This is a genomic window from Agarivorans sp. QJM3NY_30 (assembly GCF_050870855.2).
GTDB lineage: Bacteria > Pseudomonadota > Gammaproteobacteria > Enterobacterales > Celerinatantimonadaceae > Agarivorans.
In genome coordinates, this window is the sequence record NZ_CP194038.2 from 3,670,444 (window position 1) to 3,696,381 (window position 25,938).

Here is a 25,938-nt window from a genome sequence, read left to right on the forward strand (position 1 = left end):
TTTATGGGGTTCCTTCCTTGCGAGCTAAGCGACAGCAAATTTTGTTCTGCCAAGTTAAGGGTAAAGCATGTAATAGCCGTAATAAGCAACTAAAAGCCGTAGGAAAATTAATCACTAAACGACCATTACTGAGCCCTTTAATAATAGCTTGACTAGCCTGTTCTACGCTAATTAAATAAGGCATAGAAAAATGATTTTTATCAGTTAAAGGCGTTTTAACAAAACCGGGTTGTATACAGTGCACGCTGACTTGCTTAGCGGCTAGGTCGGTGCGTAGGGCATGAGCGAGGTAGTGTATGGCAGCCTTGCTACTGCCATAAGCACCAGCCTGACTAAAAGGTAATAAATGCGCCAGGCTTCCCACCAAAGCCAACTGCGACCCCGGCTTCAATTGGCTCCACAAGGCATCCAAACAATTGGCCATGCTTTGCACATTATTTTGCCAAACTCGCTCAAATAGGCTGGCGTCAAAACACTGCGGATCGAGATATTCACAACTTCCAGCCCCCAACACCACAATATCCATCGCGGGCAGATCGAGTACCAGCTCACGCAGGGCTTGCAAGTCACCCAGTTCAACTTGCAACGGCTTCACACCCTGCTTAGCAATTGCTTGCAAGCGAGAGCTATCTCGGCCTAGTCCCCATACCTGATGCCCTTGGGTGCAAAAATCCAAGGCTAGCTGTCGACCAATCCCAGAACTGGCACCTGTAATTAAAATATTCATTGACCAAGTCCATTTTTTAGCTTCTTGGATACCCAACCAAGCACCGGTATATGGTCATGTAACATTGCACTCACATCATAATAATCTCGGTGGTAGTAGATTTTGTCGCGACATTTAAGATGACTGATACCGTCCAGTTTAATGGTTCGACCGTTGCCTAACTTGGGATGAGTAAATTGCATCTGCCATGTCAGAGTGAACTCTCCTTCAGTGACCAAACGAGAGTCAAAAATAAAATGACATTGCTGAGTATTTTGTAGCAAATTCTCAAAGTAGTGACCTAAATCCGCCAAACCGAATAGATGATGCAGCGGATCAATAAACTCAATATCCGCAGTGTAGATGTCATCCAAATGCTTCATCTGGGCTAAATCTAACTGTAAGTAAAACGCTTCGAGTTGCTGTACTATGGCCTGAGTTGACATCAGTTTTTCCACCATTAAAAAATATAAGCATTTGTTTCCATTATCGTTAATCATAGTACGTGAAGAGTACGAATAAAGATCAGTCATCTTTTTATCGCTTTACTGCGTAGTAACAAAGACACTCTTTAGCGCAGGACTTTGCCTTGAACAGCCATCAGGTTTTACCACTCATCATTAACAGCGAACACTTCATGCCGGAACGCCAAGGTCGCTTAAGTGGTCAAGGAGGTGAATTTATCGCGAGCATTCGTGCAGCCGAAAAGGCTGGGGGGATGTGGTTAGCGTTTCAGGACAGTAACGGTCATTGTGCCATTAGCAAACACGATTTGGTAAGCCGAGGCGAGATCAAGCAGGTGGACTGGCTTAGTCGAAAACAAATTATCGTTGAATTCAATGTCACAGGCTGGGGGTTGATTAGTACTAACCATCCGGAATTTTCTAAGGAATGGTTCACCGATACTATCACTGCCCAGCAACTGATTCTTTGGCCAACGCCCGAGACTTATCCGCCACAGCCTCATTTGCAACAAGCCTTATTACAGGTAAAACGTCTCTACCCCGAGCTACACTCTTACTGTACCAATCAAGCGCAAGACCTAAATGATGTCCGTCTGCTATGTTGGCGTTGGTTAGAGTTACTCCCTCTCTCGATTGATACCAAACAACGCCTACTCAAAGCTGCGACACCAGCCCTATGTATCCGCTATTTAAATTTTATTTTGCGACAAAACGATCGTTTTCTTCATTTACGACGTTAATCAGTTATTAATCCGACAACGAATTTGGCAATATGGAATTATCTAAACCCCAAACGACGATCGGCGGTAATCAAACAGCCATGGCTTCTAACAGTTTTAAGCCCCATGTAGATGATGAGATAGCCTTGTTACTTGACAACATTGCCAAGCAACAATGTCGTGCTAGTTATGAACGGTTGTTTCGAGAGGTTGCGCCTCGTTTATTAAACCTAGCAAGAAAGCAATTTGTTGAAGAATCCTTGGCACTAGAAATGGTGCAAGAAACCATGCTTAAACTTTGGCTAAAAGCCGGTTTGTATGATGCCTCCAAGGGACTCGCAATGACTTGGATATTTTCAGTCTCAAGAAACGTTAAATTTGACCTGATGCGCAAAGGCAAACATCAGCAAAGTTGGGTACAAGGCGATGATCTATGGCCGACTTTAGCGGAAGAACAGGACCACGACAAAGTTGCATCGGAGGATCATTCGTTGGTACGCGAAGAGTTACAACAGGTCCTCTCACAATTACCCAAAGAACAAGCCGATATTGTGAGGCGAGTTTACTTACACGGTGAATCCCAACAACAGGTTTCCGAAATGCTTAACCTACCTCTAGGAACGGTAAAAAGTCGCCTACGATTAGCGCTTCAAAAAATGAAGGAGACCTTGAATGACTAATGTTCAATTTCATCCCTCGGATAACAGCCTTGAGCTTTACGCAGCAGGTTTACTCGATCCGTCCATGAGCATTATGGTAAGTGCCCATTTGGAGTTTTGTGGTGCATGTCGCCAACGAGTTGCGCAGCTGGAAAACAGCTTAGCCAGCCAACTACAACAGGCTGAACCAGTGGCAATCAATCCTCAGCTGGATAGCATGATGCAAATGATTATGCAGCAAACTATACCGTCGCAACCCACGGAGCCTCAACAGCTTCAAGCCAAAATCAAACTCGATGATAAAAGCTTTGCACTGCCCCGTGTATTACAGGCCCATGCTAAAAAAATTGGCCCGTGGGCACGCCTGCCAGGTAAACTGCAGCGAGCCAGAGTTGATTCTGTCGGTGACAGTAAAATGAACTTTATTTATATGGATCAAAACAGTGCACTCCCTGAACATACCCATCAGGGACAAGAAGTCACACTGGTATTAGCAGGCCGCTTTATTGACAATGGCGGCAGCTATGGCCCGGGAGACTTTGTGATCCGAGATACTCAGCATACCCACACGCCAAGAACCGAAGCGGATCAAGACTGTCTGTGCTTAACTCTATTAGATGCTCCCTTACACTTTACCTCGGGTTTAGCATCTTTACTCAACCCCTTTAGTCAGTTGTTTTTCCGATAAAGTTGCTCACTAAAACCAATAAAAAAACCAGCGACGTCGCTGGTTTTTTTATGCAAATGAAATCGCTCAACTCGGCTTGAATCCAATCCGAAAAGCGCCCCAATGTTTTCCCTCAACCCAAATTGGTACCGATAAATCATGCATTACCTCACCTGTATCACGCTTGTAAGTTTGTAATAACATACTTTTGCAATGGGTCGCACTGCGGATCCCGATAGGATCATCAAACACTCGCTTGGTTCTATTATTCTTTATATCACGTTCGTAATCGCCCGTCAGGGCTTGAGAATAACAGCGATTATGAGTTGGAAAATACCCCCGCTTATCCACAGCACCGGCATACACGATATTGGGCAAGGCTTGCAAAATAGGATCTTGTACATCGGGGAAGTGTTGATCGGTATAGCTGTCAAACGCAGTGCTATACTTGGTTGGTTCGGTATTTTCGATGGGCTGGTAATCAGGCTCAAATAACTGCGACTCAGTAAATTTCTCTTCAACTAAGGCCTGCTCGAGCAAACCGCCACAAGCCATTGCCGCAGCCCGAGCATGATTTAAGATCCGTTGATCAAACATATCCCTTTGATCGGTATCAAGCGACATAAAAATAAGCTCACCAGTACCACTTTGCTGCCGCAACGATTGCTCTATCTGCATCTGCGCAAACGCCTCTACGGCTTTCTCTGTGCGACTCAATACTCGTTCGAAATGTGTAATACAGTCTTCTACGGTGTCCATTTTATCGATCATGTGTGCCATCAACTGGCGACTATTCGCCGTATCATCGCCAAAATTGGTTAATGCACCCGCAATATCTTCGCTGATCTGAGCAGTATGCTTAGCGAACAGCTTCAACTGATCGGCCATCGCCGCCCGCTCACCAGACTGCTCACCCGCTTTAAAAACAGTCTGCTGGGCATCATCGGCTAATTGCTCTGCCTGCTGCGCTAGCGCATTTGTCAACGCTACAAAATTTTGAACTTGAAAGGCCTTATTTTTAAGCCTTGTGAGATCACTGGCAACATGGCTAACAGCGGAGCGTAAATCTTGAATCGCCTGTATCCCACCTTGCACCGACTGCTTTCCACGACAGCAATCCGCTGCGGACTGTTTGCGACCACTCTGCATTACATCATTTTGCTTAGACGGGTTCGAACCACGTCCACCGGAGTGCTCAACGCTAAAGACAATACCCTTGTTGGCAATATTTACTTCAGAAACAAGAATCGCCCCACTGATTTGCGATGATTGAGCGATGGGGATTAGCAGCAAGCCATGCCACCCCAAAATCACTAGGAACACCATCAATATCAAGTACAAGCACTGAATATTGTCAGTCATTTTACACTGCAATAAAGTGATAACACTTAAGCTCACCAAAAATATGAGCCATCGACTATTTATCTTCATACCGCCAGCCTTCGTTAACCTCCAGTGATTATCGCCCTGCAGTTAATAAGCGCGGGTCACAAATGATAAACTAGATAGGTAGACTTTAGTTTGAACTAGTCATTTTTGATAGATTTTCGACAAGTAACAATAAAAAAAACACCACGAAACGTGATGCTTATCTTCAATTTACAAAGAAACGAATGCAACTTTAAAGCTCAACAGAGGCGCCCAAAAGTACTCGCTCAGTTAGAGCAATTGGCGCATCCGCTCCTGTACAACATCGACCAAAAGGTCGGGTTGAAATTTAGAAATAAATCGGTCACATCCCACCTTTTCTACCATGGCATCATTAAAGCTGCCACTTAATGAAGTGTTTAAAGCAATGAACAACTCGTTCATCCGTTTATCTCCACGGACTTCTGCAGTTAAACGATATCCGTCCATCTCCGGCATTTCTGCATCGGTGATCATCAACAATATTTCGTCGTAAACCGACTTGCCTTGATCGGCCCAGCCTTTCAACATATTCAAGGCTTGTAAACCATTTTCAGCTTCAATGATCTCCATGCCGAGTTGACTAAGGGTAGCCTTAACTTGGCCCCGCGCAGTTGATGAATCATCAACCACTAATACACGTTTACCGTTCAAATACTCTGTAACCTGAGAATCTAAGGCTTCTTCCGAGATAGTCACGTTATAACTAACAATTTCGGCTAATACCTTTTCAACATCGATAATTTCGACGATGCGATTGGTATCTTCATGCTCAATACGAGTGATCGCAGTAAGGTAATTGCTCCGGCCTACCGTAGAAGGTGGCGGTAGAATATCCTTCCATGAAGTGTTCACAATATGCATTACTTCGCCCACCATAAAGCCTTGCACGGTGCGGTTGTACTCGGTAATGATGAGATTACAATCTTCCTGAGTCTTAGACGGAGGCATCTTGATGGCCGCACGTAAATCAATCACCGGAATCGAATGACCACGACTACTAACCACGCCAGAAATATTGGAATGTGAGCCGGGTAGTTTGTTCATTCGAGGCAATTTCACGACCTCTTTCACTTTAAATACATTGATCGCAAACAACTGCATTGAGTTGAGTTTAAATATCAATAATTCTAAGCGATTTTCGCCCACCAACTGGGTGCGTTGATCCACAGAGGCTAAAACACCTGACATACTACCCAACCTATTCAATATATTTAGTCCATAGAGTATAGCGGTCTTAGGCTAAGCAATAAAATCTCTAGCACCAACGGTACCTTAATTTAGCGGCCTAGCACACATTTTTACCACTTGTCTCCTCGAAACAGCAACCACAAAAACGCAACATAGATTCACATTATAGCTGCAATTATTAGCAATTTAATTACAATGGCCGCTTTTAACCATTGCTTCGGGTTTACGCCCCGCTTGGCAACAAGGAAACTGCATGAGTCAAATCACAATTTGCGCCCTCTATAAATTTGTTCGTTTAGACAATTTTCGCGACTTACAAGCCCCCCTTCTACAAATAATGCTAGATAATCAGGTACGCGGTAGTTTATTACTTGCTGAAGAAGGCCTTAACGGCACCATTGCTGGTCAAGAGAGCGCTATAGCAGAAGTACTCGATTGGCTAACAGCAGATCCTCGTTTGGTCAATTTGTCGGAAAAACGCTCCTATAGTGAACAGCAACCCTTTAAACGCTCCCGAGTCAAACTGAAGAAAGAAATCGTAACCATGGGCATTGAAGGTATCGATCCCAATAAAGTCGTGGGCAGCTATGTTAAACCAAAAGATTGGAATACCTTAGTCAGTGACCCTGAAGTGCTACTGGTTGATACCCGCAATGACTATGAAGTGGAACTCGGTAGTTTTAAAAACGCACTAAATCCCAATACGGAGAGCTTTCGTGAATTTCCAGCTTATGTTGCTGAACACCTAGATCCAAAGCAGCATAAAAAAGTTGCGATGTTTTGTACTGGCGGGATCCGCTGCGAGAAATCAACCGCCTATTTAAAACAGCAAGGTTTTGAAGAAGTTTATCATCTAGAAGGGGGGATCCTAAAATATCTAGAAGAGGTCCCCGAGCAAGACTCTCTATGGCAAGGCGACTGCTTTGTGTTTGATGAAAGAGTGAGTGTCGATCACCAACTTCAACCAGGTGATTACCAGCTCTGTAAAGCCTGTAGAATGCCCGTTTCCGTTGCACAACAGCAAAGCCCACTATTTGTGCCCGGCCTCAGTTGCCCACATTGTCATGCTCAACAAAGCCAACAGCAAAAGCAACGCTTTATGGAACGTGAAAAACAAGTGAATTTGGCTAAGCAACGCGGCGAACAACATGTGGGTATGGAAGCTAGCAAACACAGCGAGCAACGGCGCAAACAAAAACTGCGCCTACGTCGAACTCAACGGGAAAAATCAGCTGAATAACCACTATTGCTCATCACTGCGACTTTGCCTTCAGGCGATTATTCACATCGCGACTCTTGCGGATCAGTGGATCGCCTGCGAGGCCTTGGGCTAATTTGGTCTGCCGATCGTAGAGCAGTACATTCACCGTTGCCGCTAAATTCAAACAAGCTTGGCTCGGGATATACACCACCGAATCAGCTTGATCCACCACAGTTTGACTTAGCGAACCGTCTTCCGGACCAAAAATATAAAGAGCCTTTTCTGGGTGAGTAAACTCTGGCAAAGCAATGGCCCCTTCCACCAGCTCCACGCAAACAATTTGCATGTCTGGTGTTACCTGTGCCACCAATGAATCCACCCCCGAGAGTGGGATATTCAAACTCTGATTCTTCGTATCCGTATTGAACCGAGCTGCGCGAGCATAACGCTGCCCCGTATAAAAGACCGCATCCGCTTGAAAACAGCCTGCAGCGCGCATCACCGAGCCCACATTACTGGGACTTTTAGGGTTAACTAGGCCAATATGGACCAGAGTTTGAGACATAAATCGTACCGCACAAAATTAACTAAACCGACTTAACTAACAGCACTCAAGGCTTAGTCAAGTATTAAGTCGTCAATTGTACCTGAAGACCGACAAAGACGCAGCGAAACTGTGACTACTTAGCGAGACGCAGCCCAAGGATCAAAAGGCTTGTCATCATCGACGCGGGGATTAACATCGCGCGATTTGTAGGGTGCATTTCCCTGAGCGCTTACTTTTGCCTTAGCGCTACGCTTGGACTTCGGCTTATTTTGCGGCTGTGCAGGAGCACTCATATCTATCACCACTGGCGCTCTTGGTTTTTGCTCTGAGGGGATGATTCGCTCCCGCGGCGGCAAAGCATATTGACGATCGTCGGGCCGCGGTAAATGTTTAAAACGATATAAATAGAAGGCCTCAACTTTCTCACGCGCCCACTTGGTTTTATGCAAAAACTTTAGGCAAGAATCAAGATCAGGCTTGTTTCTAAAGCAATTCATATTCATCGCAAAGGCTAAGGTTTCCCAACCATAATGGGCGACAATTTCATCTAGAAGCACTTCTAACTTAAGGCCATGTAAGGGATTGTTGTGGTATGGATTGCTCATAGAAAGTCCTGGGCTCAATATAACGACTTGAAAACAATAAGCTCAAGTCAACTCAGCGCTAAGAGTAAGGCCAAAGCCAAAGAAGTCCAAACTATATTCTGCACCGTACCCATCTTTGGTGGGTATCAGGCAAGCAATCCGCACTTTACGGCCAGCTTTTATACATCACTGTTATCTGCGCTTTGTTCTTCCCCATGTTGCATTCGTCAGCCATAAACCGCAATACAATCTGGCGATGCTTCGAGGCTTATAACACGCTTCGGTCAAGCCGATGACTAATTATATGAACAACTTATTGGGCAGAAAAAATCTGCCGATAACCTGGCATGAAGTGCAGTAAGGAGTGGCTCCAATGACAAGATACATAACGCAGTTAGCACTGATTTAGTCCAGCATGAATGAACAATAATTAGTTAGATTGGTATTCCCTCATCAAGCGCAACCATAGCACTTAAATCGTAGCGATTCACACGCCTAAGCTGCCCACACAAATCCCATATCCTGTAGAATTTGATGATCGGCGTAGATAGCTGCGTATGAACATAAAGTAATGCTGCGCAGTATGGATATTAAATTGCTAAAGCTTCAGCACATTGTAACCTGTTACCACACCGCGCCATCAAATTACACTGCGGCAACCATGACCCCTTTACTACCACAAATTGAACAATCACAAGGCGGACTACCAACCCAACGGCCTCGCAATAACATCTGGTTTTGTAGTTCACTTGAATATCGGCATTACCGACTGTATGACTCATGATCTAAGACCTTGCGACGACACGTTCAGGGGATATAGTTCACCAGGCGATAACTCACTGCCTTTGAGCGAAGCAATCCATTAAGGCCATCACTGCTCTCGCCTCGCTCACACTACAAGGATTGTCTCGCTCATCGCGAAAATAAGCATTCACTTGCTCAATAAAGGGTTGCTGAATGTGCTCTGGGTTGTTAATCATAAACTCTTGCGTGCCTTGTGCGTTCTCTAAACGAATCACTTGCTCACCAAAAAAATTAACGCTGAGCTTGCCATCACTACCAATCACTTCACAAACATCGCGAGTTTGTTGCGCTTGCACCGCAAAATGCCAACGTCCTTGTAGGATCAGTGAATTCTGCAGACACGCCCAACCATGTGTACAGTCATCAGCCGCTGAATGTTGCTGTTGATTAACACTAAGCCCTTGGGCTGAAACGACGGGGCCAAACCACTGCAGAATTAAGTCTAATTGGTGGGGAGCAAGATCATAAAATAAGCCACCGCCAGAAATCTCAGGATTGACCCGCCAATTGTCTTCGCTACTAGAAATAATATCTGATGCCGCTGGCTGAAGTGTATCGATTTGAACCATTAAGGGCCGGCCAATGGCGCCATTCTTAAGCAACTCAGCCACTTTTAAAAAACAAGGTACATGGCGACGATAGTGTGCCACAACCACTTTAGTCGCAGCCGTTTTTTGAGCCTCGATAAGCTCATCACACTGCTTCGCATTCAGTGTTACCGGCTTTTCAATATACACATGTTTACCTGCTTTTAGCGCAGCTAAAGCGTAATCTTTGTGTTGTGCTGGTGGTGTAGCAATATATACCGCGTCGATATCTGGATTGGCGAGCAGAGCCTCGGCATTGTCATACCAATGTGGCACTTGATGGCGCGAAGCAAAATCTTTGGCCTTTGTGCCGTTACGCCGCATCACCGCAAGCAATTGCGAGTCTTTTGCTTTATAAAATGCAGGACCACTTTTGACTTCGCAAACATCACCGACACCAATAATGCCCCAACGGATTAGTTTTGATTGTTGCATCTGATTTACCTTTTATTTCAAGAATAATGAATACTAACGATAAAAGCCGAGCAATATTTAGGTTTAAATATACGAAGCAAACTACCGAGCATGCGCAGATTTGCTAGAATCATTACGCAGGTGTTACATCCGCCACATTCCTGAATAATTGCTATCTATCTACTCAAAGCTCGAATCAGTCGAGCATTCGAATGAGCAAATTGTGACAAAATATAAAACTATTTCAGGATCTTGCTCCCTCTGTTCAAAATAATAAACCGCAAAAAACAAGACTAAAGCGCGATTTACGGTTTACCTATCGGACACAACTTAAATATCCAAATGCAAGACGATAAAATCATTTACTCTTATTATCGCAACAGCGTAGGATCAAACACTCAAAATATCACTAAACCAGCCAGCTAAACTGGTTTCGGCTTTGATGCGAGGATCGACTTTGATACTCAACACCCTAGATAAAGTCATATTCACTGCGCTATTACTGGTCTTTTTTCAACTACCGATATTGAGCAATCACTACTTACAGTTTGTCAGTGGTTACTATAGCGCGGCTAAAATTCAGGTCGAAGGTTACCAACGCAATGCGACGGCTTATCACTATGCCGACGTCGATGCCATGATCGAAGATTTTAAGCATAACTCTAATCCCGCCGTTAGAGCCGATGCTGAACAAAAACAACAAACTCTGCACCAATTCGCTGACTTAGCCCAAGCCCTTGAGGTTCTCCAACATGGTAACTTACTAGAAAAAACCATCTATATTTTTGCGCCAGCACGTTGGTCAAGATTGAACGAGGTTTTAAAAAACTTTAAACCAGACATCCCCCTTGAACCGATGGTTGTGGGCTACAGTGTATTAATGGCACTGATAATTGGCGGCTTGTTTATGTGGCCAATCCGCCGCTTGAGTAAAGCCCGTTAGCAGTCGTAAACAACCGCCATTACCAGCGGCGTGATACAGCCATCAAACTTGCGCCAGCGCTATATGCTCAAGCACCTTGGGCTAAACCCGCCTCGCCCAACGCTGATTCAATGCCAAGGCTCCGAGGATAATCGCCGCCCCAATGCTTAAACGCAAAATATCGGCATCACGATTCCAAATCAGCAAATTGACCGCAATACCCGCTGGAATCAGCAAGTTATTCGCCACAGCTAAGGCGCCAACATTGACCATGGTTGCGCCCTTGTTCCAAGCAAAATAGCCAAGCCCTGAGGCGATGACCCCTAGATAAACCAATACCCCCCACTGCAAGTTTGTGCTGGGTAGGTTTTGGGTATTACCTAGCAGTGCAAAAGCCATACTGGCCACCAGTAAAGCTCCGATAAAAAACCAGGCAAATACCGTTTGCTGGGCCAACTTTACCGGTAAGCGAGCCATCAAACGTTTATAGGCAACTTGCCCACTGGCAAAACATAAATTGGCCCCCTGGACCAATAAAAAGCCAGTAATGAAGCCCTGATCGATGCCTTGATAACGGATAGCCACCGCCCCCATAGTTGCGAGCAGTGCAGTTAACATGAAACGCTGATTAAAACGTCGCTCGAAGGCATCATTGACGAGAGTCACATAGATCGGTGTCATCACCGTAAATAACAACACTTCTGGCACCGACAAATATAAGAAGGACTGATAATAAAAACCATACATACAACCAAGCTGCACCGCTCCAATCGCCATCAACTTCAAGGCGGTACTGGCAGCTAACTCTCTAAATTTAAAAAAAGGTAAGAACACCAAGGTCGCAAGGGCAATTCGCATCAACACTGAAAACCACGCATCTACTTGGCCAGCAAGATAAACACCAATCAAGCTAAAAGAAAAAGCCCACAACAAGGTAATCGCAATTAAATACGCCATAGTCACTCTAATTTGATATAGGCCAGATAGGCCATTGAACGAATGTTTTAATTTTACTTAAATTACAAGATGTTAATCTTTAATTTAGGCGCGGCAGCTTAGCACTTTCGGCAAATACCTCGCAAGCATCCACAGACAATTTATCTTAAGTTAGGATGCCAAGTACGGTTGTCCACGACTTGATGCAAACAACCAATGTATACCGCCTTACCACTCGATGCCCGCACCAAAAGACGGTTACGAAATGATTTAGTTACGCGTCGGCTGTTACTTCTTGTTAGAATCTGGTCTTAATCTTAGACAGGTGAAAGCAATGTTTTTTAGTCCCGCCGAGGCCTTTTCCGCTTATTTGGATATGGCGCAACGATTACCCGCCATTGTTCCCGTCCCCTCAAGCCAAACCATCCAACAAATCACCGATTTGGTCGATGATATAGACGTTTTTTTATTTGATGCCTACGGCGTGTTAAACGTTGGAGGAACAGCCATTGCGGGGGCTGCAGCCCAAATCGCTAAGCTACGAGCCGCCGGAAAACTGGTGTATGTGGTGACCAATGCGGCGACTCAAAGTAAACCTCAACTACTTCAAAAATTCATTCGCCTCGGCTTCGACTTTAGCGACCAAGAAATCATCAATAGTCGTGAAGTATTACTGCAACATATGCCGCAGCCAGCAGACCGTCCACTAGGGATTATCACCTTATCCGAGTTTCGTTTAGATTTAGCCCGCCCCTGCTACTACCCAGAAGATGAAGCTTTTTGGCAAGCCGACGAGTTTCTATTTTTAAGTGGCCAAGCCTGGAATGCTCAGCGTCAGGCACGCTTTATTGAAGCCTTGAATGACCGACCACGTCCAGTCTGGGTTGGAAACTCAGACTTAATTGCCCCCTTAGAAAATGGAGTTTCCCAAGAACCCGGCAGTTATACATTAACCCTACCCGCACATTTATTTGAACAGGTACGCTGCTTTGGCAAACCCTTCGCGCCAATTTTCGACACCGTTTTAGCAAAAATTAAACCGCGTCTGGCAAACATCAACCGGCAGCGTATTGCAATGATTGGCGATACACTGCATACCGATATCTTAGGTGGGAACGCCATGGGATTTAAAAGCGTATTGGTGACCCAGCATGGTTTTCTACGCGATTTAGATGTTGATGCGCATATTCAGCGCAGTAATATTCACCCGCACTTTCAACTCAAAAGCATCTAAATACGACGCGAGACACAGTGCGATAAATGAGGATAAAAAGATCCATGACCGTGTTGCTTATACCAAGCAATTCACCACTAATAAAGGCTTCCACATAAAGCGGAAGCCTTTATTTAATCAACCGAACAGCAAACTATAAATTTAAGCAATCGTCATAGGTTTTTAACCTACCAGCAAAACCGTTTGGCCCTTCCAAATTAATTAATAAGGCAAAACCAGATTGAAGGGCATCGGCCATTAGTGTGTCATGACACGAATATTGAAGTTCTCTATTTGTCACACTCGTTGCGGCTTGAGGGTTCCAGGTCCAACGATTATTGGTGAGGCGCACATTCCGCACTAAAACATCACCAGAAAGGTAGCAACTTGCTTCGATTCTAATTTCCGTATAATGATAGTACTCACACATTTGAGTCAACTCTTGACGGATGTCCTCTTTATACGGAGTATTGATCTCCGAATGGTAACTGGCTATGACCTCTTCAACACTCGGTCTTGTCATCGCACAACCACTTAAGGCCAGCGCCAATAAAACACCACTAATAATTCCTTTCACACATCATCCTTAGATATCAATAGAGACTCAATTTTAAGCAAAAATTAACTATAAAATCAATAAAATAGCTTAACTCTGTTTATTTCGATAGCAACAGGTGCTGGTGCTCCGCCGAAAGCACCGCTTTAATACCAACCTGATTTATCATATGAACAACTAATTGCGCAGAGTAAATCTGCCGATAACGAGGCATGAAGCGCAGTAAGGAGTGGCTCTCATGCCAAGATACATCACCTAGTTAGCGATGATTTAGCCGAGCAAGAATGAACAGATAATGAGTTAGATTGGTATAATATCGATATAAAAAAGCCAAGCAAAGTGCTTGGCCTTTTAACTCATCGCAGGTTTAAACCACTAGCCTTTATCTGCCTGCATGGCACGGCGAATACAAAATATCGCGCCGCCCCAAGTACAACCCAAACCGATGATCATCATCACAATGGCACTTAATTCCATCTTAGTTTTCCTCCGCTGTAAGTTCAGCTGTCGGTAATTTACGTATAATAATTGCGAGCACCGCCATAATTGCCACGAGGCCCCAACCAAAACTCATCAAGTCAAATTGGCTATAACCACCGTAACCTTCTGATAATAGCGACACAAAGTTGGTTGCTAAGATAATCAGCAAAATTGCAGGGCTAATAAAACGTAAGCACCAAATAAACCAGTCACCAACTTTCAATTCGGAGCGTCGATTGGCATATTCTTGAAGCTCAGGCAAGCCTTTGAGCATCCAACCAACAATCAGCAATTCCAATAAACAGCTACCTAAGATCCCTACATTATTCATGAAGTAATCCACCACATCTAACAGCAACAAACCACCGTTACAGGTAAAGGCCAAGGATACGATTAAAGCCACACCACACACCAAAGTGGCCGCTTTACGACGGTCGCAACCAAACTTATCAATCACAGCTGAAGTGACTGCTTCGATAATGGAGATCATCGAGCTTAAGCCTGCAACGGTGAGCGCGAAGAAAAACAGAGGCCCCAAAATATAAGGCGCAGGTAGCAGGTTAATTGCTGTCGGGATCGTCACAAAAGCTAAACCGACTCCCGCTTTCACCACTTCGGTAATGGCAACCCCTTGCTGATTAGCCATGTAACCTAGAATGCCAAAAATCATGATGCCAGCCATGATAGAAAAACCACAGTTAATCAACACCGTCATAAAGGCATTGTTACTAATATCGGAATCTTTTGGCAAATAACTGGAATAAGCCAGCATAATTGAAAAACCAACACTCAAGGTAAAGAAGATCTGCCCATAGGCCGCCGACCAAACGGAAACATCAAGAATTTTGCTAAAGTCCGGCTTGAATAGGTAATTTAGGCCTTCCAGTGCGCCGGGCAAAAACACCATGCGAATAATGAGACCCAAAACCATGACAAATAATAGCGGCATCATGATTTTACTTGCTCTTTCAATGCCTCCTTTTACCCCAGTAAATACTGCAGAGTAAGTGATCAGCCATGCCAAGATCACAGGTACAACAATATGTAGCTGTATGCCGCCTAAGCGGCTTGGGCTATTATCGCCAAGCTTTAAGTACTCGGTGAAGAAAAAGGTATTGGGATCTGCCCCCCAACTTTGTGAGAAAGAAAAACCAAGGTAGGAAATAGCCCAGCCGATCACCGCTACGTAATACACCGCAATCACAAAGGCCACTAAGACTTGAAACCAACCCAGCCACTCTAGTCGTCGACCCAATTTGGCAAATACCCGAGGGGCGGCGCCACGCATTTTATGACCAAGGCTAAATTCCATGATCATAAATGGGATCCCCGCAGACAACATCGCAAACAGATAGGGAATAAAAAATGCCCCCCCTCCATTTTCGTATGCCATATAGGGAAAACGCCAAATGTTACCTAAACCAATAGCGGAGCCAACTGCCGCCATGATAAAGCCTGCCCGAGAGCCCCATTGTTCTCGTTTCATATTTGTTACCTCAAACTGCTTAAGCGGAAAGTCAAAGAGAATTGTTTAAAATGCACTTTGACTTCCATATATGAATAATGTTGTGCTACTGGAGAAAATTATATTTATAAGTATCTACCGCCAGAAGCTGGCGATTCTATAAAATAATCATCTGTGAAAACAGAGAAAACTCACAATCTATTGAGTTAATGACGATGACGCACATCTTCAGCCCACTGGACTCAAATCATCGAAATAATCGCCTTGGTTTACCAGTTCGCCATCGAAGTGAGCCTCGATAGGCCGGTGGCTACGCCAACCTCTGACAGCAGTAATAAAAAAACAGCGCTTGACGGCGCTGTTCTTACTTGCAAGTAAATTAACCTAGCGTTGGTCTTCTGCGACCTGAGCATATGGTTCTTCCGCTGCCATACAACAGGCGGCGGTAAACAAAACATCGGTAGAGCTATTTAATGCAGTTTCAGCCGAATCTTGTAATACACCAATAATAAAACCGACAGCAACCACTTGCATCGCGATATCATTCGAGACTCCAAATAGACTACAAGCCAGCGGGATCAATAACAATGAACCACCAGCTACACCCGAAGCACCACATGCAGATACCGCAGCAACCACACTCAACAATAATGCGGTCGCAAAATCGACGTGAATTCCCAAGGTATGTACTGCTGCAAGTGATAGCACCGTGATGGTAATTGCGGCACCTGCCATATTAATGGTTGCGCCTAGCGGAATAGAGACTGAATATGTGTCTTCATCCAGATTAAGCCGCTCAGCAAGATCCATATTCACCGGAATGTTGGCCGCTGAACTACGGGTAAAGAAAGCAGTCACACCACTTTCACGAAGACACTTAAAGACAAGAGGGTAGGGATTGCGACGAATTTTGTAGAAAACCAACAATGGATTCATCACCAAAGCAATCAACAGCATAGAACCTATCAACACTAATAACAGTTGACTGTAGCCCCATAGCGCCGAAAAACCAGTTTGCGCGATAGTATTTGCCACCAGGCCAAAGATCCCAAGTGGCGCTAGGCGGATCACAAAACGCACGATGCTAGAGACGCCATCCGCAACATCATTAAACAAAGCTTTAGTCGTTGCAGAAGCACTATGTAGCGCCACGCCTAAGCCAATTGCCCATGCCAAAATACCAATGTAGTTACCATTCATAATGGCACTCACTGGGTTATCCACAATTTTAAACAATAAGGTATGTAATACTTCACCGATCCCCTGTGGTGGATTAGCCACGGTATCGGTACTCACCAAAACCAGTTCGGTGGGGAAAACAAAGCTCATGACAACTGCAGTCAGCGAGGCGGCAAAGGTGCCAAATAAATACAAATAAATAATTGGTTTTAGTTGAGTATCTTGACCTCGTTTATGGCTCGCAACAGACGCCGCCACCAATACAAAGACTAACACTGGTGCAACCGCTTTTAGTGCACCAACAAATAGGCTACCGAATAAACCTAAAGAGATGGCAAACTCTGGCGCGACAACGGCCAAGATACTACCGGCGATAATACCGATCAGGATTTGTAGCACGAGGCTACCTTTAGTTATAAAGCTAAATATGTTGTTGTTTGAATGTTGATTCATGCTTCTTATTATCCTTGATGGAAGCTATATTGTTGGTTAAGGCGCAACCATATAGTATGAAGCACTAATTTTAAACAAAAGATCGATATTAAATTGACACATCACAAAAACTTTTTTTAGCCAAGCTATGCCGAGTCATAAACGACCGATCCTCGTCACAAATAATTAAGCGAACTCCCCTTTATCACGCTTAAGTAACAAGCAAGCACCCAAGCCTTTTTTACCAAAGAAAATGACACATAAAACGCTGTTAACCGTCCTCTTTGGCTTGGCTTGGCTTGGTTTGGCTTGAGTTTGAGTTTGAGTTTGAGTTTGAGTTTGAGTTTGAGTTTGAGGATATGCTGCAGCCGAAGCCAAGATGGATCCAGATCCAGATCCAGATACCGGCACTGCATATGATCGCGCGGACTAAAACCAAGCACCATCATTCAGATACAATGAAACAACATCACGGCGCACGATAACGGTAGTTAGGTTGATGTAGAAGAGAGAGGACAAAACATAGACTTCACAGATCTGAATACTCACGCTGCGAAGCCATCGATGCAGGGGTTCACCGATGGCGTTCACAACTGCTTTAATTTAGTTAGACACTAAAGCTAAATTCACCAATGGACGGTTCTTGCTTAAGCAGCTCAACTTCTTCGGATAAGTAGAATCCGAAATTTAACTCTCGCAGCGCATCTTCAGAAAAATCAGCTGGGGTATACTCATTTGCAGGCTTAGTCTCATCTAGAAGACCTAAGCGCTGGTAAGCCGCTGCCACTAACTCACTGCAAAATAATGAAGACAAGTCTTGGCTATTTCCACCCCATGGCCCATCCCAACCAGCACGAGTCAATTGCCAGAAGTCTTGCTCATAACGGCGCCCCTGTAGCTGTTCCAGTAATTGCATCAAATTGTCTAACGCGGCTTGATTAAGTTCTTCGCCCATCAATTGGCGTACCGCAACATCACCTTGATGCTGTGCAACCCGCTCTTCCAGGGCAACCACCTGCACGCCCTTACTCGCGCGCTGAGCATAAAGGCAAAACCCATCTCGACTCGGTACTGCCTCCCACAAGGTTACAAAATCATAATTTGCTAACTGCAATACCATGCCGACATGTGACCAAGGACTAAAAGTCCCCACACGAATGAGACTACTGCCAAGCCCCTTACTCGAAAAAAAGACTAAATCGCCAGTTTTAAGCTGATTCAATAACTGTTGCTGCATCATCCATTAACGCTATATATGATCAATTACATTTTACCCATTCAAACAAAACCTACCATTATGCGAATTTATTGTAAATATTCACTGAAAATGCCATTTATAACAATTGATGCTAACAAATGTTCCCCCGATGAAATTTTGTCAAACCTATATCAACTATATACACATCTGTATTTGTGACTAAAAATGCATATTTTTTACCCTTAAATATCTTGCCCCCCATTCAAAGCAATCAGAAACCATGAAGTAAAATAATTATATATCTATAAAATACCGTTTAAAATCAATTAACTAATTTTAAAATTGTCATAAAAGCAGACTTTGTATATTTTTACTATAAAAACCCCAATAATCCGTGGTTAAACCAACAATAAACGACCTCTAAATAGAATTACTTTTCTAGATTGGACGATAAACCATCACTTAAAAAAGTAGATTTGAACAAGGACTTGCTATTGCTTTACACAGAAGCCATCAATGAGTAACGCAAACACACCTTTTTGTTCGGCGTAGTCGATAAATTTCTGCTATAGCTAATAGCAGAAAACCCCTTAAATCTTAAGGTATTATTATGAACTCGATGGTCAGCCATCCCAATTATCAACATCAACACCTCGCCAAACTATGCGGCTTACTACTTGGCCCATTAAGCTTAATTGCGACTCTCTTTATTCCACCTCCCTTTGAAGGGCTGCCCCAACAAGCATGGGTGACCATGGGATTGGCCACCATGATGGCAATTTGGTGGGTCAGCGAGGCAGTTCCGATCCCCGTCACCTCATTTTTACCAATGGTCTTGTCCCCACTACTCGGCATCGCCAGTTTAAAAGCTGCCACCGCATCCTTTGCTCATCCCTTAATCTTCCTATTCATGGGCGGATTTATGCTGAGTCTGGCGATGGAACGCTGGGATCTGCATAAACGAATAGCACTAGTCGCAATGCTCACCGTCGGGGACAAACCAGCGCAACAAGTAGGCGGATTTATGCTGATCACCGCTTTTTTAAGCATGTGGATGAGCAATACCGCCACCGCAGTGATGATGCTCCCCATAGGGCTGTCGATCATTGGGATGATGTCCAAACAAGAGCAGCAACCAGACTTCAGTGCCGCGCTACTGTTAGGCATTGCCTATTCAGCAAGTATTGGGGGGGTAGCCACCCTGATTGGTACCCCCCCCAACGCTTTACTCGCAGCGTATTTAGCCGACTCCTACGATATCCACATCGGCTTTGGCGAATGGATGCTCATCGGTTTGCCACTCTCAATTTCGATGTTATTCATTACTTGGATATGGCTAACTCGAATCAACTATCGCTTACCCAATCGAAGTCAGGGAAACTCAGCTGAAATGTTACGTCAGCAACTCCATCAATTAGGCCCAATGAAGCCACCGGAGAAAGTTGTCGCCGTTGTATTTACCCTAGCCGCTTGTGCATGGATCTTACGCCCCTTGTTGGCGTCTTATAGCGGCTTGGCGATCAGCGATACCGGGATCGCCATGATGGCTGCCGTCAGCCTGTTTGTCATTCCAGTGGATTGGCGTAAACAAGTCATGGTGATGGACTGGGATACAGCCAAAAAATTGCCATGGGGAGTATTGATGTTATTTGGAGGAGGCTTAAGTTTAGCGGCCCAGATCAAAAGTTCGGGGATGGCTGATTTCATCGGGCTCAGCTTAAGCGCAGCCTCTACCTATTCACTGATTTGGGTGATCGTTATCGTCACCACAGCAATCATCTTCCTTACCGAAATCACCAGTAATACCGCCACCGCGGCAGGTTTTCTGCCACTGCTCGGGCCAATTGCCGAGTCGATGGGGTCGAACCCGATGATATTAGTGGTTCCGGCAGCCTTAGCTGCCAGTTGTGCTTTCATGATGCCCGTTGCAACTCCACCCAACAGCATCGTATTTGCTTCTGGTCAATTACATATTAAACAAATGGTTAAAGCTGGCTTTATGCTTAACCTCGTCGGTATCGTATTGATCAGCCTTTTTAGTTACTACTTAATCGAAATCATACTGCTGTCTTAATACGAGCCCAGCATGTGCGAGTCAGGTGCTGACTCGCGCTATCAATCACTCATCAGCTAGGCAAGTTTGAAACGCGCAATAAAGTGAGTCAGCTCATTAGATACATCTTGCAGCTCATCGCTGATTTCAATACTCGTCAACTCATTGCTACGGATCTTTTCAACAAAACTTTCCACCCGAGACATGTTAGTTCGAACTTCCTGCATAATAGTATTTTGCTGATTAGCGGAGCCTGACATATTAGCGTTCAATTGATGAATTCGCTCAGTAGATTCACGCATCAAATCGAGTTTTTCCATCATCACTTGAGTAATAGCTTGAGAAGAATCACAGCTCGCATGAGTATCATCCATTCTGGAGCTAATATGATGACTGGTTCTCCCCCAAAAATTCAACATGTCATTGATTTGGGTGGTACACGCCGTTGTTTTTGCCGCCAAGGCTCGCACCTCATCCGCCACAACCGCAAAACCTCGACCTTTATCGCCTGCCCTGGCTGCTTCAATCGCCGCATTCAAAGCCAGTAAGTTTGTTTGATCGGCAATAAAACCAATGGTAGAAAGAATATCGCCAATATTTTTGGCCCCTTCATCCATCTCAGATATCGAGTTCGCCACAACACTAATATCTTCAATTAACACTTGCACACTATGAACAGCCTGCTTGCTAGACTCACTGGACTGCTCAACATTAACACGAACATTTTGGGTATATTCGGCGGTTTCGTTGGCCCCTTCTGCGATATTATCGGAAGAAGCACTCAACTGCTCGATAGAGCGTACAATTTCTCGGCTTTCAGCATTATGTTCCTCAATCGCCGAAATATTACGCTTAGATTGCTGACTAAGCTGTTGGATCACCGTGTTAATATGCACATTAGATTCTGAGATATGTACAAAAATCTTCTGCAATTGGTCGGTAAACATATTAATTGAATGACAAATCTCTCCCAACTCATCCTTAGATTTAACTTCCAAGCGCTGAGTTAAATCCCCCTCTCCCTGGGAAAGACCATAAACCAGAGTTCGCAAACGGATTAAGGGTTTAAAGGTAAAATGTAATATAAAAATACTCAGAGAAAGCATAATCAAGGCACAGACTATCAAATAGAAGTTGATGCTTTCATTAATAGACTTGGTGATTCTATGTATATCCGCCACGTCGATAAAACTATTTAAGTGCCAAGTCTGGCCATAAAAATTTAATGTTCCTTCATTCACTTCTAAATTAACACTTGGCTTATTTGAATAAATCAAGGTGTCATTATCAGAAGTAATTTGCAAATAAGTGTTGATTTTATGAAAACGTTTAACTAGAGATTCTAAGTATGTCAAATCAAGCGTAAAAAAATCGACAATATTATTTTTCTTCTTCGAAATAATAACGACAGGTACACCATCTAATATCGATACCTGGCTAACCTGAATACCATCGGGGTGATTTTTAACCTGCTTGATGTAAAGGCTCGCTTCTGCTTTAGGCATGCTTCCCTTATCACTAAGGGCTAAATTATTAATCACCTTTACGACACTTAAAAAACCCAATTTATCCTTGGTTGAACGGATCGCCATAATTCCAAAGTCGACACTTTGAATGAGATCAACTTTCGCTTGAATACTTCTTTCAACCTCTCCACGGATCAAGTTGACCTGACTTTCTACATCACTCACATAGGATTTATAAATATAGGCACTAATCACATGGCGAACACTAAAGTAGGATGAAATGATAGTGACCATAATGGTTGCTATCATCAAGGCGATGATCTTGTTTTTAAACGAGAGATACTTCATTCATTTACGATCCTAAATAACCTCAACTCAGCATAAGCAACAGCACTCTATTACGATCTAAAGTCCATTCAGCTCTAAGCTTGCCTGCTACCGTTTGATAAAAAACGAAAAAAAGCGGTGCAATCATGCACCGCTCTGTTCTAATCGGCCTACCACCAAGCTTCGATTTGAACACCTAGTTTGACTGAATCTTCATCTTGAGCAACCTGATCAACAACATTAAAAGATTTTCCTTCGGTATCTTTAAAGTAACTTGCGTAGAAACGAATTTCAGGGCGAGCAAAGAAGCCTTCACCAGTGGCTAAGACTTGTGAAATAGTCACTTTGTTACCACCAGTTTTGCTTTCAGAACCGCTAACCAATTTCTTAGTTTGCGTAAAGTAGCCTAGTTCTAATACTGTTTTATTGTATTTAGACCAGTTATAGGTCGGGCGAGCGACTAACGAAAGCAGCGTTTCATCGTCAACTTTAACACCATTTACAACACCGTGGTCTTGCGCATAACCGTAGGTAAACACATGATCAATAATGATATTATCACCAATGTTAATATCACCAGTATTAATCAAGCGATAACCTTTAGCGCTATTTACATCACCACTCCATACATCGTACCAACCACCGCCTTGCGAGACCGCGTTTTGCGCCAGTCCTTTGTCCATGTATTGCAATACAGTTTTGTTGTAACCCATAGAGAAGCTTTGACTTAGTTCTGCAGTAAGCATCAAGCCATTGTCAAAATCTACGTTATCCTTTTCTTGCTGGTCGGTAGGATTGGTCATACCGTAATCAATACCAACTTCTACCCAAGCGCCCTGCCAAGGTTTCATTCCCGCATAACGAACATCAACATAGTTGATGTTTAAACCATCCTGGTCACCACGAATAATTGCCGTAGACAATGCACCAGGGCCCATTTGAACCCCCTCCAGACCAAAACCGTAACCCGATACATTCCAGTATTTGGTATCGATAATGTGCAAATCATGACGCTGATAAAAACGTTTACCCGCCCAAACGACCGCTTCTGGAGCAGCAGCAATATACCCTTTGGCTTGCATATTTAACTGCTTGATCGAGAAGTTCGCACTGTCATCGGTGGTCTTTTCTGTCTCAGAAAAACCATCGGATGACATTTCAAACATGCTTTGAAAATAGACACTCTTGCCATCGTCGTTAAATAATTCCTGACCTAGGCCAATTTCAGAATAAGTATCAAATTCATTTCCTAGACGACCAAGCTTTTGCTTCTGAAATTCGTCGCCGCCTTGCACACCGCCGCCGGCTGTATCAATACCTATTCCAGCACGCACATAACCACTAAAATCTACCGCAGACGCTGGCGCTGCCACCATTGCAAGAAGTACCGCAGAAACAACCGGTTTTAAACTATTTTTCATCATAACATCCTTATACTTTTTGTAATTATTGCATCTAGCTTTGCTTTTATAACAAGCCTTAGCCAGAACACATTGTAATATTATTAAACAACAAAAATTCGCGACATTCACCCAACAAATGGAAACGTTTACATTTTTTACTTAATTTTATTAACTTTTGCTATATGAGTCACATATATTGATGGAACTAAAAAAAAGCCAGCTTTTAATAAGCTGGCTAAGACATTACAAGGAATAAGGTTTATAAGGCTATATTGGTCTGCTAAATACTTTTACTTCATAGCCAGAAAGTTTAATTTGAGCATTTATTAAACTATGCTGAGTACTTTCATCAACATAGTTTGTATCATCTAATAATAATTCTTTCTCTTGGGTTGAAAAATTCATGACAAATAGATACTCAGTGCTTTGATTGTGACGCTTGGTGACCGATATCCCCTGAGGTAATTCGCTATTGATCACCCTCGTTAAGTGATGGCGGCGGATAATCCCTTGATAAAAGTCACGGTTAAAATCGAGACTGTTCTTAGACGTAATATAATAGGCGTAACCTTCGCCTTGGCGATTACAGGTGACAGCTGGCATCCCCGCAAAAAAGTCACTATTGTATCGCGCGATAATCTCAGCCCCTTCGCAATGGATTAATTCACATAGATGGCGCGCTTGGTATGCTCCACTCAGACCCAATGGATTAATTGGCTCTGCCACAACTTCTATCCGCTCTTCATCGTAAAGGGAATCTATCTCTTCGGCCCAAATGCCAAGGGTATGACGTAAAGGACTGTCACTTCCGCCAGGGAATCCACCTAAAAAGCACAAATCATTTTGATCAACAATGCCACTCCAATAGGTGGCAACAAATACCCCACCCTGATTAACGAAGGCTTCGATACGCTCTGCAACACCGGGTTTAATCAAATAAAGCATAGGAGCGACAATCACTTTGTATGTAGAGAAGTCAGATAACTGTTCGATGACATCACAGTTAATCCCCTGCTCCCAAAAACCACGGTAATTATCATTCACCGTTTGCTCATAAAACAAACCTTCATTACGTGGGCCTTGCGCATCATCCATAGCCCAACGACTTTCCCAATCAAAAATAATGGCAACTTCTGCTGCCGTTCGACTGCCGGCGAGTCCCGAAAGCTGTTGTAGTCGTTGGCCGACTTGTGCCACTTCTTTACCGACTCGCGTATCAACATGACCGACATGATCGACCACTGCACCATGGAACTTCTCTACCGAACCACGGCTCTTACGCCACTGAAAATACTGCACCGAATCTGAACCATGAGCAACAGCCTGCATTGAGGCAAGCAAATGCATCCCTGGTTTCTTCAACTTTGTCACTGGTTGCCAGTTGGTTTGGCTTGGCGTTGACTCCATTAATAGGAAGGGTTGGTCTTTCAAGCTGCGCATCAAGTCGTGATACATTGCGGTATAACAGGCCAAACCCAGATCATCCTGCCCCTGATGCCACAAGGGATAACTATCCCAAGAAGCAATATCAATGGCCTGACTTAACTTCCAGTAATCATAATCGTAGAAATACTCCATTAGGTTTGCAGTCACCGGCAGCTTGGCATTCACTTTTTTCAAGGGCTTAACTTCTTGCACGCAAAAGTCGGTGACTTGTTCACTCACAAAACGTTTCCAGTCCAACTTCAAACCATGCACTGAATTTTCGCCGATTGACGAAGGCGACTCAATTTGTGACCAACTCGAGTAATTATGACTCCAAAATTGGCTCCACCATTTTTGATTCAGCTCATCCAGGCTCTGATACTTATTTTGTAACCAAAGCCGAAATGCACTTTGACACTCATCACAATGGCAATCGCCACCATATTCATTAGAAATATGCCATGCTATCACCGCTGGGTGGGAGGAATAACGCTCAGCCAATTGCTGATTAATCATTGCCACCTTGGCGCGATAATCGACCGAGGTATAACAATGGTTATGCCGTTCGCCATGCAATTGCTTCACCCGTGCATTGTTCACGCGCAGCACACTGGGATATTTTTGCGATAACCACGCCGGACGAGCGCCACTAGGGGTTGCTAAAAATACCGAGATATTGTTCTCGGCCAAACGATCCAGCACCTGATCCAACCAGCCAAAATTGAACTGGCCTTCTTGAGGCTCTATCGCCGCCCAACTAAAGATGCCAACCGACATCACGTTGCAGCGAACTTGCTTCATTAATTCAATATCTCGTTCGAGAATATCGGGACGATCTAACCATTGCTCTGGATTATAATCCGCCCCATGGAGCAAACCCTTTACATTTGGAATAATTGGCGAAAAATGACTCATAATATGTCCTTAAAACAA

The 25,938-nt window shown here is 44.0% G+C and carries 23 protein-coding genes; 7 read left to right on the plus strand and 16 right to left on the minus strand.

Going from position 1 to position 25,938, the window contains the following annotated elements:
• Position 1: 1 nt before the first annotated feature.
• The gene (locus tag ACRRSX_RS16715) at positions 2-727 is read right to left on the minus strand and encodes an SDR family NAD(P)-dependent oxidoreductase (protein ID WP_432452084.1); all 726 of its coding nucleotides are present in this window, start codon (positions 725-727) and stop codon (positions 2-4) included.
• A complete protein-coding gene (locus tag ACRRSX_RS16720; RefSeq protein ID WP_432452083.1) occupies positions 724-1,152 on the minus strand; it encodes a nuclear transport factor 2 family protein in 429 nt (142 codons plus the stop codon). Before ACRRSX_RS16720 ends, ACRRSX_RS16715 begins: the two co-directional genes overlap by 4 nt.
• Positions 1,153-1,295: 143 nt before the next feature.
• On the opposite strand from ACRRSX_RS16720, the gene ACRRSX_RS16725 reads away from it, so the two are divergent.
• From ACRRSX_RS16725 to ACRRSX_RS16735, 3 genes are read left to right on the plus strand one after another with little or no spacing between them, the layout of a single operon-like run.
• Positions 1,296-1,910, plus strand: coding sequence for a hypothetical protein (locus ACRRSX_RS16725; RefSeq protein ID WP_432452082.1), 615 nt, complete (start codon positions 1,296-1,298; stop codon positions 1,908-1,910).
• 32 nt (positions 1,911-1,942) lie between these two features.
• On the plus strand, positions 1,943-2,569 hold the full coding sequence (locus ACRRSX_RS16730) for a sigma-70 family RNA polymerase sigma factor (RefSeq protein ID WP_432452081.1): 627 nt from the start codon (positions 1,943-1,945) through the stop codon (positions 2,567-2,569).
• Positions 2,562-3,236: a ChrR family anti-sigma-E factor gene (locus tag ACRRSX_RS16735; protein WP_432452080.1), complete on the plus strand. Its 675-nt coding sequence runs from the start codon at positions 2,562-2,564 to the stop codon at positions 3,234-3,236. Before ACRRSX_RS16730 ends, ACRRSX_RS16735 begins: the two co-directional genes overlap by 8 nt.
• 66 nt (positions 3,237-3,302) lie before the next feature.
• Here ACRRSX_RS16735 and ACRRSX_RS16740 read toward each other — a convergent pair whose 3' ends face one another.
• Positions 3,303-4,577 carry a hypothetical protein gene (locus ACRRSX_RS16740; RefSeq protein WP_432452079.1) on the minus strand — a complete coding sequence of 425 codons (1,275 nt, stop codon included), beginning with the start codon at positions 4,575-4,577 and terminating at the stop codon, positions 3,303-3,305.
• 297 nt (positions 4,578-4,874) lie between these two features.
• Positions 4,875-5,813 (minus strand): chemotaxis protein CheV, encoded by a 939-nt coding sequence (locus ACRRSX_RS16745; protein ID WP_432452078.1) that lies wholly within the window; start codon positions 5,811-5,813, stop codon positions 4,875-4,877.
• Positions 5,814-6,066: 253 nt separating this feature from the next.
• Here ACRRSX_RS16745 and trhO point away from each other — a divergent pair, with 253 nt between their 5' ends.
• Entirely contained in the window at positions 6,067-7,053 is a 987-nt protein-coding gene (gene trhO, locus ACRRSX_RS16750) for an oxygen-dependent tRNA uridine(34) hydroxylase TrhO (protein WP_432452077.1), read from the plus strand.
• A gap of 13 nt (positions 7,054-7,066) precedes the next feature.
• Here trhO and ACRRSX_RS16755 read toward each other — a convergent pair whose 3' ends face one another.
• The 3 genes from ACRRSX_RS16755 to ACRRSX_RS16765 all read right to left on the minus strand — a co-directional run bounded on the left by ACRRSX_RS16755 (position 7,067) and on the right by ACRRSX_RS16765 (position 9,971).
• Positions 7,067-7,579: an RNA methyltransferase gene (locus tag ACRRSX_RS16755; protein ID WP_432452076.1), complete on the minus strand. Its 513-nt coding sequence runs from the start codon at positions 7,577-7,579 to the stop codon at positions 7,067-7,069.
• 119 nt (positions 7,580-7,698) lie between these two features.
• Entirely contained in the window at positions 7,699-8,166 is a 468-nt protein-coding gene (locus ACRRSX_RS16760) for a VF530 family DNA-binding protein (protein WP_432452075.1), read from the minus strand.
• A gap of 815 nt (positions 8,167-8,981) precedes the next feature.
• Positions 8,982-9,971, minus strand: a complete 990-nt coding sequence (locus tag ACRRSX_RS16765) for a Gfo/Idh/MocA family protein (RefSeq protein ID WP_432452074.1) — start codon at positions 9,969-9,971, stop codon at positions 8,982-8,984.
• A gap of 436 nt (positions 9,972-10,407) precedes the next feature.
• On the opposite strand from ACRRSX_RS16765, the gene ACRRSX_RS16770 reads away from it, so the two are divergent.
• A complete protein-coding gene (locus ACRRSX_RS16770) occupies positions 10,408-10,893 on the plus strand; it encodes a DUF2937 family protein (RefSeq protein WP_432452073.1) in 486 nt (161 codons plus the stop codon).
• Positions 10,894-10,974: 81 nt separating this feature from the next.
• On the opposite strand, the gene ACRRSX_RS16775 is transcribed toward ACRRSX_RS16770, so the two are convergent.
• Positions 10,975-11,829, minus strand: coding sequence for a carboxylate/amino acid/amine transporter (locus ACRRSX_RS16775; RefSeq protein ID WP_432452072.1), 855 nt, complete (start codon positions 11,827-11,829; stop codon positions 10,975-10,977).
• Positions 11,830-12,142: 313 nt separating this feature from the next.
• Here ACRRSX_RS16775 and ACRRSX_RS16780 point away from each other — a divergent pair, with 313 nt between their 5' ends.
• Positions 12,143-13,042, plus strand: coding sequence for an HAD-IIA family hydrolase (locus ACRRSX_RS16780; RefSeq protein ID WP_432452071.1), 900 nt, complete (start codon positions 12,143-12,145; stop codon positions 13,040-13,042).
• 133 nt (positions 13,043-13,175) lie between these two features.
• Here the strand turns inward: ACRRSX_RS16780 and ACRRSX_RS16785 are convergent, their stop codons facing one another.
• From ACRRSX_RS16785 to ACRRSX_RS16805, 5 genes are all read right to left on the minus strand, one after another.
• Complete coding sequence (locus tag ACRRSX_RS16785; RefSeq protein WP_432452070.1) at positions 13,176-13,598, minus strand: hypothetical protein; 423 nt, start codon at positions 13,596-13,598, stop codon at positions 13,176-13,178.
• A 354-nt stretch (positions 13,599-13,952) separates the two neighbouring features.
• Entirely contained in the window at positions 13,953-14,054 is a 102-nt protein-coding gene (locus ACRRSX_RS16790; protein ID WP_432452069.1) for a MetS family NSS transporter small subunit, read from the minus strand.
• A 1-nt stretch (position 14,055) separates the two neighbouring features.
• Positions 14,056-15,543 carry a sodium-dependent transporter gene (locus ACRRSX_RS16795; protein WP_432452068.1) on the minus strand — a complete coding sequence of 496 codons (1,488 nt, stop codon included), beginning with the start codon at positions 15,541-15,543 and terminating at the stop codon, positions 14,056-14,058.
• Between the two features lie 363 nt (positions 15,544-15,906).
• Positions 15,907-17,154, minus strand: a complete 1,248-nt coding sequence (gene sstT, locus ACRRSX_RS16800; RefSeq protein ID WP_432452067.1) for a serine/threonine transporter SstT — start codon at positions 17,152-17,154, stop codon at positions 15,907-15,909.
• Positions 17,155-17,740: 586 nt separating this feature from the next.
• Positions 17,741-18,373 carry a YiiX/YebB-like N1pC/P60 family cysteine hydrolase gene (locus tag ACRRSX_RS16805; protein ID WP_432452066.1) on the minus strand — a complete coding sequence of 211 codons (633 nt, stop codon included), beginning with the start codon at positions 18,371-18,373 and terminating at the stop codon, positions 17,741-17,743.
• Between the two features lie 577 nt (positions 18,374-18,950).
• Between ACRRSX_RS16805 and ACRRSX_RS16810 the strand changes: the two genes are divergently transcribed.
• Positions 18,951-20,405, plus strand: a complete 1,455-nt coding sequence (locus tag ACRRSX_RS16810) for an SLC13 family permease (protein WP_432456152.1) — start codon at positions 18,951-18,953, stop codon at positions 20,403-20,405.
• A gap of 56 nt (positions 20,406-20,461) precedes the next feature.
• Here the strand turns inward: ACRRSX_RS16810 and ACRRSX_RS16815 are convergent, their stop codons facing one another.
• The 3 genes from ACRRSX_RS16815 to ACRRSX_RS16825 all read right to left on the minus strand — a co-directional run bounded on the left by ACRRSX_RS16815 (position 20,462) and on the right by ACRRSX_RS16825 (position 25,920).
• Positions 20,462-22,198 carry a methyl-accepting chemotaxis protein gene (locus ACRRSX_RS16815; RefSeq protein WP_432452065.1) on the minus strand — a complete coding sequence of 579 codons (1,737 nt, stop codon included), beginning with the start codon at positions 22,196-22,198 and terminating at the stop codon, positions 20,462-20,464.
• A gap of 149 nt (positions 22,199-22,347) precedes the next feature.
• Entirely contained in the window at positions 22,348-23,601 is a 1,254-nt protein-coding gene (gene lamB, locus ACRRSX_RS16820; RefSeq protein ID WP_432452064.1) for a maltoporin LamB, read from the minus strand.
• A 246-nt stretch (positions 23,602-23,847) separates the two neighbouring features.
• Positions 23,848-25,920, minus strand: a complete 2,073-nt coding sequence (locus ACRRSX_RS16825; RefSeq protein WP_432452063.1) for a beta-galactosidase — start codon at positions 25,918-25,920, stop codon at positions 23,848-23,850.
• Between the last annotated feature and the right edge of the window lie 18 nt (positions 25,921-25,938).

Coding starts and splice junctions, on each gene's coding strand:
- ACRRSX_RS16715 (WP_432452084.1), bottom strand. CDS start 727: ATGAATATTTTAATTACAGGTGCCAGTTCTGGGATTGGTCGACAGCTA.
- ACRRSX_RS16720 (WP_432452083.1), bottom strand. CDS start 1,152: ATGTCAACTCAGGCCATAGTACAGCAACTCGAAGCGTTTTACTTACAG.
- ACRRSX_RS16730 (WP_432452081.1), top strand. CDS start 1,943: ATGGAATTATCTAAACCCCAAACGACGATCGGCGGTAATCAAACAGCC.
- ACRRSX_RS16735 (WP_432452080.1), top strand. CDS start 2,562: ATGACTAATGTTCAATTTCATCCCTCGGATAACAGCCTTGAGCTTTAC.
- ACRRSX_RS16740 (WP_432452079.1), bottom strand. CDS start 4,577: ATGACTGACAATATTCAGTGCTTGTACTTGATATTGATGGTGTTCCTA.
- ACRRSX_RS16745 (WP_432452078.1), bottom strand. CDS start 5,813: ATGTCAGGTGTTTTAGCCTCTGTGGATCAACGCACCCAGTTGGTGGGC.
- trhO (WP_432452077.1), top strand. CDS start 6,067: ATGAGTCAAATCACAATTTGCGCCCTCTATAAATTTGTTCGTTTAGAC.
- ACRRSX_RS16755 (WP_432452076.1), bottom strand. CDS start 7,579: ATGTCTCAAACTCTGGTCCATATTGGCCTAGTTAACCCTAAAAGTCCC.
- ACRRSX_RS16760 (WP_432452075.1), bottom strand. CDS start 8,166: ATGAGCAATCCATACCACAACAATCCCTTACATGGCCTTAAGTTAGAA.
- ACRRSX_RS16765 (WP_432452074.1), bottom strand. CDS start 9,971: ATGCAACAATCAAAACTAATCCGTTGGGGCATTATTGGTGTCGGTGAT.
- ACRRSX_RS16775 (WP_432452072.1), bottom strand. CDS start 11,829: ATGGCGTATTTAATTGCGATTACCTTGTTGTGGGCTTTTTCTTTTAGC.
- ACRRSX_RS16780 (WP_432452071.1), top strand. CDS start 12,143: ATGTTTTTTAGTCCCGCCGAGGCCTTTTCCGCTTATTTGGATATGGCG.
- ACRRSX_RS16790 (WP_432452069.1), bottom strand. CDS start 14,054: ATGGAATTAAGTGCCATTGTGATGATGATCATCGGTTTGGGTTGTACT.
- ACRRSX_RS16795 (WP_432452068.1), bottom strand. CDS start 15,543: ATGAAACGAGAACAATGGGGCTCTCGGGCAGGCTTTATCATGGCGGCA.
- sstT (WP_432452067.1), bottom strand. CDS start 17,154: ATGAATCAACATTCAAACAACAACATATTTAGCTTTATAACTAAAGGT.
- ACRRSX_RS16805 (WP_432452066.1), bottom strand. CDS start 18,373: ATGATGCAGCAACAGTTATTGAATCAGCTTAAAACTGGCGATTTAGTC.
- ACRRSX_RS16810 (WP_432456152.1), top strand. CDS start 18,951: ATGGTCAGCCATCCCAATTATCAACATCAACACCTCGCCAAACTATGC.
- ACRRSX_RS16815 (WP_432452065.1), bottom strand. CDS start 22,198: ATGAAGTATCTCTCGTTTAAAAACAAGATCATCGCCTTGATGATAGCA.
- lamB (WP_432452064.1), bottom strand. CDS start 23,601: ATGATGAAAAATAGTTTAAAACCGGTTGTTTCTGCGGTACTTCTTGCA.
- ACRRSX_RS16825 (WP_432452063.1), bottom strand. CDS start 25,920: ATGAGTCATTTTTCGCCAATTATTCCAAATGTAAAGGGTTTGCTCCAT.